The sequence below is a fragment of the Rossellomorea aquimaris genome (assembly GCF_000935355.1).
Lineage (GTDB): Bacteria > Bacillota > Bacilli > Bacillales > Bacillaceae_B > Rossellomorea > Rossellomorea aquimaris_B.
Window position 1 is genome coordinate 1 of record NZ_JXZC01000037.1, and the last position, 609, is coordinate 609.

Here is a 609-nt window from a genome sequence, read left to right on the forward strand (position 1 = left end):
TCGGATTACCGGCTCGCATCAACGTTGATAACGGACCGCCTTGGGGCTCTCCACGTAACCCTGGTGAAATCACAGAGCTGAGTATCTGGTTGATTCGTCTGGGTATTCGGATCAGTTTCAGCCGCCCTTACCACCCACAAACCAATGGAAAGATTGAGCGTTTCCATCGCTCACTCAAGGCCGAAGTACTTGAAGGGCGTCAGTTTTCCACGCTCAAGGAAGCTCAAGCAGCATTTGATCGGTGGCGTGATGTTTATAACCTGCAACGGCCCCATCAGGCGCTGGACTACAAGGTGCCTATGGACCGGTATAGAGCCAGCCCATGGGCTTATCCGCAACAGTTACCAACCTTTGAGTACGGACCGGACGACGTATTAGCCAAGGCTTATCACAGCCGTTTTCGTTTTCAGAAACGCTACTTCAGCATCGCCAAAGGTTTGGCTGGGCATCACATCGCAATACGGCCCAACACTGAAGGTGATGGACTGTTTGACGTGTTTTTCTGCCATCACTTCCTACGAACGATCGACGTGAGCAAACCTGACTATGGTCCATAATGTGTCAACCATGTCCCCGCACATGTGTCCACCATGTGTCCGGTCCATACAG

The 609-nt window shown here is 51.9% G+C and carries 1 pseudogene; it reads left to right on the forward strand.

The annotated features are described in order from the left end of the window. Positions 1 to 387: pseudogene (locus TV75_RS22430) on the forward strand (integrase core domain-containing protein); the annotation flags it as partial. Between the last annotated feature and the right edge of the window lie 222 nt (positions 388 to 609).